The 6,256-nt window shown below is 70.5% G+C and carries 8 protein-coding genes; 3 read left to right on the top strand and 5 right to left on the bottom strand.

The features are described 5' to 3' along the window. The 3 genes from RIF89_RS09905 to RIF89_RS09895 form a co-directional block, all read left to right on the top strand. A partial coding sequence (locus RIF89_RS09905; protein ID WP_309068951.1) for an MFS transporter occupies nt 1–538 on the top strand: 538 nt, incomplete at its 5' end. A 37-nt stretch (nt 539–575) separates the two neighbouring features. Further along, nucleotides 576–1,370, top strand: a complete 795-nt coding sequence (locus tag RIF89_RS09900) for an SGNH/GDSL hydrolase family protein (RefSeq protein WP_309068950.1) — start codon at nt 576–578, stop codon at nt 1,368–1,370. Then, nucleotides 1,367–2,392: an LLM class flavin-dependent oxidoreductase gene (locus tag RIF89_RS09895; RefSeq protein ID WP_309068949.1), complete on the top strand. Its 1,026-nt coding sequence runs from the start codon at nt 1,367–1,369 to the stop codon at nt 2,390–2,392. Before RIF89_RS09900 ends, RIF89_RS09895 begins: the two co-directional genes overlap by 4 nt. A gap of 3 nt (nt 2,393–2,395) precedes the next feature. Here the strand turns inward: RIF89_RS09895 and RIF89_RS09890 are convergent, their stop codons facing one another. From RIF89_RS09890 to RIF89_RS09870, 5 genes are all read right to left on the bottom strand, one after another. Next, complete coding sequence (locus RIF89_RS09890) at nt 2,396–3,352, bottom strand: pyridoxamine 5'-phosphate oxidase family protein (RefSeq protein ID WP_309068948.1); 957 nt, start codon at nt 3,350–3,352, stop codon at nt 2,396–2,398. An 84-nt stretch (nt 3,353–3,436) separates the two neighbouring features. After that, complete coding sequence (locus tag RIF89_RS09885; RefSeq protein WP_309068947.1) at nt 3,437–4,210, bottom strand: VOC family protein; 774 nt, start codon at nt 4,208–4,210, stop codon at nt 3,437–3,439. Next, entirely contained in the window at nt 4,207–4,764 is a 558-nt protein-coding gene (locus RIF89_RS09880) for a cysteine hydrolase family protein (RefSeq protein ID WP_309068946.1), read from the bottom strand. The genes RIF89_RS09885 and RIF89_RS09880 overlap by 4 nt, the downstream gene beginning before the upstream one ends. A gap of 72 nt (nt 4,765–4,836) precedes the next feature. Next, nucleotides 4,837–5,511: an alpha/beta hydrolase gene (locus tag RIF89_RS09875; RefSeq protein WP_309068945.1), complete on the bottom strand. Its 675-nt coding sequence runs from the start codon at nt 5,509–5,511 to the stop codon at nt 4,837–4,839. Further along, nucleotides 5,508–6,256 (bottom strand): alpha/beta fold hydrolase (locus RIF89_RS09870; RefSeq protein ID WP_309068944.1); only part of this gene is annotated, 749 nt, incomplete at its 5' end. The genes RIF89_RS09870 and RIF89_RS09875, both read right to left, overlap by 4 nt.

The following is a 6,256-nucleotide window of genomic DNA, read 5'->3' as shown; positions in this document are numbered from 1 at the left end:
CGTGAACTTCTCCTACTACGGCGCCTTCATCTGGATCCCGTCGATCCTGTTCGCGCAGGGCTTCGACCTGGTGCGCTCGTTCGGCTTCACGCTCATCATCACGCTGGCCCAGCTGCCCGGTTACGCGATCGCGGCCTGGCTGATCGAAGTGTGGGGGCGTCGCGCGACGCTCGCGACGTTCCTCGCCGGTTCCGCGATCGCGGCGATCCTGTTCGGCGGATCGACGGAGGTGTGGCAGATCATCGCCTCGGGCATGGCCCTGTCCTTCTTCAACCTGGGCGCGTGGGGCGCCCTCTATGCCGTGACGCCCGAGCTGTATCCGACCGCATTGCGGGCGACCGGCGCGGGTTGGTCGGCGGCGGTCGGGCGCATCGCATCGATCGTCGCGCCGCTGTTCGTACCCTGGGCCATGGGCGTCGGCGGCGCACCCCTGCTGTTCACGGTGTTCTCGGTCTTCTTCGCGATCGCCGCGCTCGGCGCGATCCCGCTCGCGGAGCGGAAGGGCGCCGCGCTCGAGGAGCGGATGCCGGTCGGCTGAGCCGTTCCGTATGCGAGCCGCGGCATAGACTGCCGCCATGGCGGACGTGCGTTACGCGGCGATAGGGGACTCCTTCACGGAGGGCGTGGGGGACGAGCTGCCGGACGGCACGCCGCGCGGCTGGGCGGACCTCGCCGCGCAGGGGTGGGCCGATGCGCTCGGCGAACCGATCCGCTACGCAAACTTCGCCATTCGCGGTCGGCTGGCCTGGCCGATCGTCGAGGAGCAGCTCGAAGCCGCGCTCGCGCTCAAGCCCACGCATCTGTCGTTCAACGGCGGAGGCAACGACATGCTTCGGCCGCGCACCCCGATCTCGCGCATCGCGGACGCGTTCTCCCACGTGCTGCGCCGCTGTGACGAGGAGCAGGTCACGCTGATCCTGCTGTCGGGCGCCGATCCCACCGAGGGCCTTCCGCTCGGCGGTCTCATCCGGCGCCGTGGCGATCAGCTGTCCGCCGCCGTCGAGGCGCGCGTGGGGGGACGGGACGATGTCGTCCGCGCCCTGAACTGGCCGGATCGCGAGCTGGCCCGCGCGCCGTACTGGTCGCAGGACCGCCTGCACATGAACACGCGCGGCCATCATCGAGTCGCCGCGCGCGTCCTGACGGCGCTCGGGCTGCAGCCGGATCCGCAGTGGTGGTCGCTGCCGTTCGACGACTCGGGCGTGCGGCTGCGCGGTGCGGCGTACTACCGTACGCACGTGGGCCCCTGGCTGCGGCGTCGGCTGACGCGCACCTCGTCCGGGGATGGCCGCGTGGCCAAGTTCGCCGAGTGGCAGGAGCTGCGACCCGGCGGAATGACTCACGCCACCGAGGGGTTGGACCCGTCGTGAAGAAGATCGGGTTCCTGTCCTTCGGTCACTGGACGCCGCATCCCGAGTCCGGCACGCGGAGCGCGAGCGACATGCTGCTGCAGTCCATCGATCTCGCCCAGGCGGTCGAGGACGTCGGCGCGGACGGCGCGTACTTCCGGGTGCACCACTTCGCGCGGCAGATGAGCTCGCCCTTCCCGCTCCTCGCCGCCGTCGGCGCGAAGACCTCGCGCATCGAGATCGGCACGGGCGTGATCGACATGCGCTACGAGAACCCGCTGTACATGGTCGAGGACGCCGGCTCGGCGGATCTGATCTCTGAAGGCCGCCTTCAGCTCGGCATCTCCCGGGGTTCACCGGAGCAGGTGATCGATGGATGGAAGCACTTCGGCTACGGCAGCGCGGAGGACGATCCGGACGGGTCGCAGATGGCGCGTGGCAAGACCGAGCTGCTGCTTCAGCTGCTGGAGGGACGGGGCTTCGCGCAGCCGAATCCGCGTCCGATGTTCCCCAACCCGCCCGGCCTGCTGCGGCTCGAGCCGCACAGTGAGGGACTGCGCCAGCGCATCTGGTGGGGAGCGGGATCGAATGCCACGGCCGTCTGGGCGGCCGAGCGCGGCATGAACCTGATGAGCTCGACGCTCAAGAACGACGAGACGGGCGAGGCCTTCCACGTGCAGCAGGCGGAGCAGATCCGGCTGTTCCGCGAGGAGTGGGCCGCGCACGACTGGGGCTTCGAGCCCCGCGTGTCGGTGTCCCGTTCGATCGTGGCGATCACCGATGACCGCGACCGCCGGTACTTCGTCGGCGGTGGGGACCATGAGGACCAGATCGGCTACATCGACGCCAGTACCCGCGCCATCTTCGGACGCTCGTACGCTGCGGAGCCGGATGTCCTGATCGAGGAGCTGCGGCGCGACCAGGCGGTCGCCGAGGCGGACACGCTCCTGATCACCATTCCCAGCCAGTTGGGTGTCGACTACAACACCCACCTGATCGAGTCGATCCTGACCGAGGTCGCGCCGGCGCTCGGCTGGCGCTGAGCGTCAGCGGCCGCCGGGAGCCGCCCGCGGCAGCGGCGGCTCGTGCAGGTCGATCTCGTCGAGCGGCGAACCGGTATCGACGAACAGCCGCGCGCCGGGGACGGTGGCAGCGCGCAACCGCGCGATCGCGGAGGGATGCTCGCGCGGGTGCCGACCGTCGAGCACGCCGACCCGGCAGGCGAAGACGAGGTCGAAGGGCGCCGTGCCGGGTGGCAGTTGGAGGTCCTCCACCCGATCGACGAGCACGCTGATCACGCCGCGCTCGATCTCGGCGCGGCAGTTCCTCTCGGTGCGAGCGATCCCCGTCGCCGACCGATCGACGACCAGTACGTGCCCGGTGTCCCCGACGGCGGCGGCGACCGCGCGCGCCGCGGTCCCCGGCGCCCCGCCGATCTCGAGCACGCGCAGGCCGGACCGGAGCGGCAGGGCCTCGATCACCGCGCGCAGCCGTGGCGAGAGGTCATTCATTCGCGCCGCCCCGCGGTACCCCACCATGAACGACGGCTCGATCCGGTACATGCGGATGTCGTCGCCCCACGTCGTCGGGTCGGAGCCGTAGTGGCCTGTCCAGTGCGCGAGGGTCGCCTGCCATGCGGGATCCTCTGGCGTGAGCCGGACCGCCGTGCCGTGACAGAACACGCCGAGCCTCTCACCGTCGAGGTGCGCGGCGCTCACCGCCGGGCGCGCGGCGATGTGCCGTGCCTTCGCCGCGCGGCCGTCGGTGCCGAAGGTCCATCGGCCGTGCAGGAAGTGGCCGTCGACCGCGCTGACCCGTGGTTCCCCCTTCGCCGTGACCGTGGACAGCGCGAGCACCTTCATGCCGTCCAATGTCCCGACGAGCTGTGTCGCATCGAGGACGTGGTCGCCGCTGATGATCGCGCGCAGATGCGCCGTGCCGCGGCGATGCGAATCGTCGAGCAGCCGCTGCAGCGCCTGGATCTCCTCTGGTGACTCGTACATGCGCGTGAGCCTAGGAGCCACCACGGACAAAGCCGCGCTGGCCGTGACGGACATCGTCGCCAGCCCGTGGGAAGAGGCGGCCGGTCAGGTCAGCGGCGTCGCCTGGTGGTGCACGAGGCGCCACCCCTCCGGATCCCGGCGCCACAGCGAGCTGCGGCGCGCGCGCTGCCCCGCGCTCATGGACGTCCACGTCACGCGCACCACGTCATCCGCGATCACGTGGCCCTCGACATCCACCATGTCGGGCGCCTTCTTCGTGCCGTGGGGGCGGAGTTCGACGACGTCGGCACGATCCCGAACGCGTCCCGCCTCGTCGATCCCCGTGAACTCCGGTGCGAGCAGCTGCGCGACGCGGGGGGAGTCCGACAGTGGTGTCGCAGCCCACAGCTCCCCCTCGAGATCCGGCACGACCGTGGCGGCATCCGGCTCGGTGCGGAAGCCGGCGTGCGCCGCTCGTTCCTCGAGCGTTTCGAGCTCCTGGAACAGGGTCACCTGAAGGTCACCCGGGGCCCGGAGGCGCGCGTTGAGCGAGCGCCACGGCGTCGCGCGCGGCGTCGCCGTGACGGTCGCTCCCGCCGATGCCAGGGTGTCGGTCGTCGCGGCCGTGTCGTCGACCTCGAAGGCCAGCCGGATCCGGTCGCTGGGGTCGCCATCCGTCTCGACGCGGTCGATCATCCGGACCTGCGCGGGGTTCGACAGCTCGAGCGTCGCACGACCGGCATCCAGGATCGACACGCGCGCGCCCTCGTCGCCGTGAAAGGACTCCTGTTCGGCGAGCCCGAGCACGTCGCGGTAGAACCGCAGGGCCGCGTCGTAGTCCTCCACCTCGACCACGACGCGCAGCTGGTGAACAGTCATGCCGTCTGGCCGGTCAGATCGGCGGTCGTGGCGATCGTCGCGAAGCCGCCGCCGTGCAGGTTGGTCGCGGTGGCCGCCATGAGCGCTTCCGCCGGAGTCACGGTGCCGTCGGGTCCCGCGAGGTCGAACGTGCGGGTCGCATCCAGCGCCACCACGACGTCGAATCCGAGGTTGCCTCCCATCCGCGCCGTGGTCTCGACGCACATGTTCGTCTGGATGCCGCACAGCACGAGCCGCGAGATAGCCGCGCCACGCAGCCACGCCTCGAGATCGGGTTCTCCGTAGAACGCCGAGTTCACCGTCTTCGTGACGAGCAGATCGGCATCGACGGCGGCCACCGCATCCATCAGCGCGTTACCCGGGGTGGCTGGGTGCAGGGGAGAGCCGGGATGGACGCTGTCGTGCCGCACGACCACGAGGGGGTCGCCCTGCGCGCTCCAGTGCGCGATCAGGCGGGCGACGTTGTCCTCGCACTGCGGGTGGTTCGTGGTGGGTCCCCAGTACCGATCGAGGAACCCCTGCTGCATGTCGATCACGACGAGGGCGCTGGTCATGCCTCCATTTCACACGGTGGGGCGAGCAGGCGTCTCGTGGGTTCACGGTCGAGATGCGCAGCATCCTGCCGATCAGGTGCGCTCCGCCATGGCCGCGACCTCGGCGATCACCCGCGGATGGGCGAGTATCCGGAAGTGGCCGCCCGTCTCCAGGACGACGTTGTGGGCGCCGACGAGCTCGCTGCCGCCGGGGATGTGGGGGTCGAATCGCCCGTAGATCGACACGATCCGCGCGTTCACGGCCGTCTCGCGCGCGAGCGCCTGGATGGTCGCGTCGCGCGGCGAGAAGCTGCGCAGGGTCGGCGTCATCATCAGCTGCGCGTAGCGGGAGCCGCCGAACGGGGATGCGACCGCGACCATGCCGTGGATCCGCTGCGTCGCCGGCCCCAGTGCCATGACGTGTTTGCCGATCAGACCGCCCTTGCTGTGGGCGACGATCACGACATCGTTCAGGTCGTGTCGCTCGAGGTAGTCGACGACGATCCGGGCGCCGTCCGCCACGGGCTGACGGTTATGCCGCAGCGGGTCGAGAAGATGCACCTGGTGCCCGCGCTCGTGCAGCGCGACGACGAGCGGCTGCAGGAACTTCCATGACTCGTACACGCCGGGGACGATCACGATCGGCGTGCCATCGCCGGAGCGGAACCACAGCGGATCCGTCCGGTTCGCGAACGAGCGTGCCTGCCACACGGCCGCGTAGGTGTAATCGGCCGCCCACCAGCCGAGCCGCTGCAGGACCCTCGTCACGCTTCCTCCTCCTCGAGAAACCACTCGAGTGCTGCGGCGGTCGCGTGCGGGGCGGTGTGCTGCGCGAGATGAGGCTGCCGCACCACCTCGACCATCCGTCCCCGCCGGGCTGTGTCCCGCAGGCGGCGACACCACTCGCGCCCCGCGATCGGATCCCGCCCGCCGCGCAGCACGAGCAGCGGCTGCGTGAGGTCGGCCACGCGTTCCTCGATCCGGTACGCGAGCATGTGGGGCAGCTGACGGAGGTACCAGTGCATCCCCGCGCGTGCGTACTCCATCAGGACACGGACGTTCGCAGTCGGCGACTCGCGGAGCGTGTCGGACGCGAGTGCGACACCCTGTGCGAGCGCCGTCCGGTGGCGTGCGTCCGCGACCGGACCGATCGTCACCACGTGGCTCACCAGATCGGGGCGCTGTGCCCCGAGTTCGACGACCCACTGCGAGCCCATCGAGTTGCCGACGGCGACGACCGGTCCGGCACCGATCCGCTCCAGCACCGTCGCGATACCCGCCGCCATCTCGGCCACGTCGGGCGAGTCCTCCGGCTTGGGCAGCCCGCCGAATCCCGGCAGATCCAGAGTGTGGACGGTGTGGCGCGCACTCAGCACGCCGTGCAGCCGTGAGAACAGCCGATGGGAGATGCCGATCCCGTGCACGAGCAGGAACGTGACTTCCGCGTCCGCCCGGTGCGACGACCACACGCGGAAGATCCGACCGTCGACGTCGAGCAGGCGCGCAGGCAACA

It is taken from the genome of Microbacterium sp., from assembly GCF_031178525.1.
Classification (GTDB): Bacteria; Actinomycetota; Actinomycetes; order Actinomycetales; family Microbacteriaceae; genus Microbacterium.
This window is presented reverse-complemented; position numbering and strand designations above follow the sequence as displayed.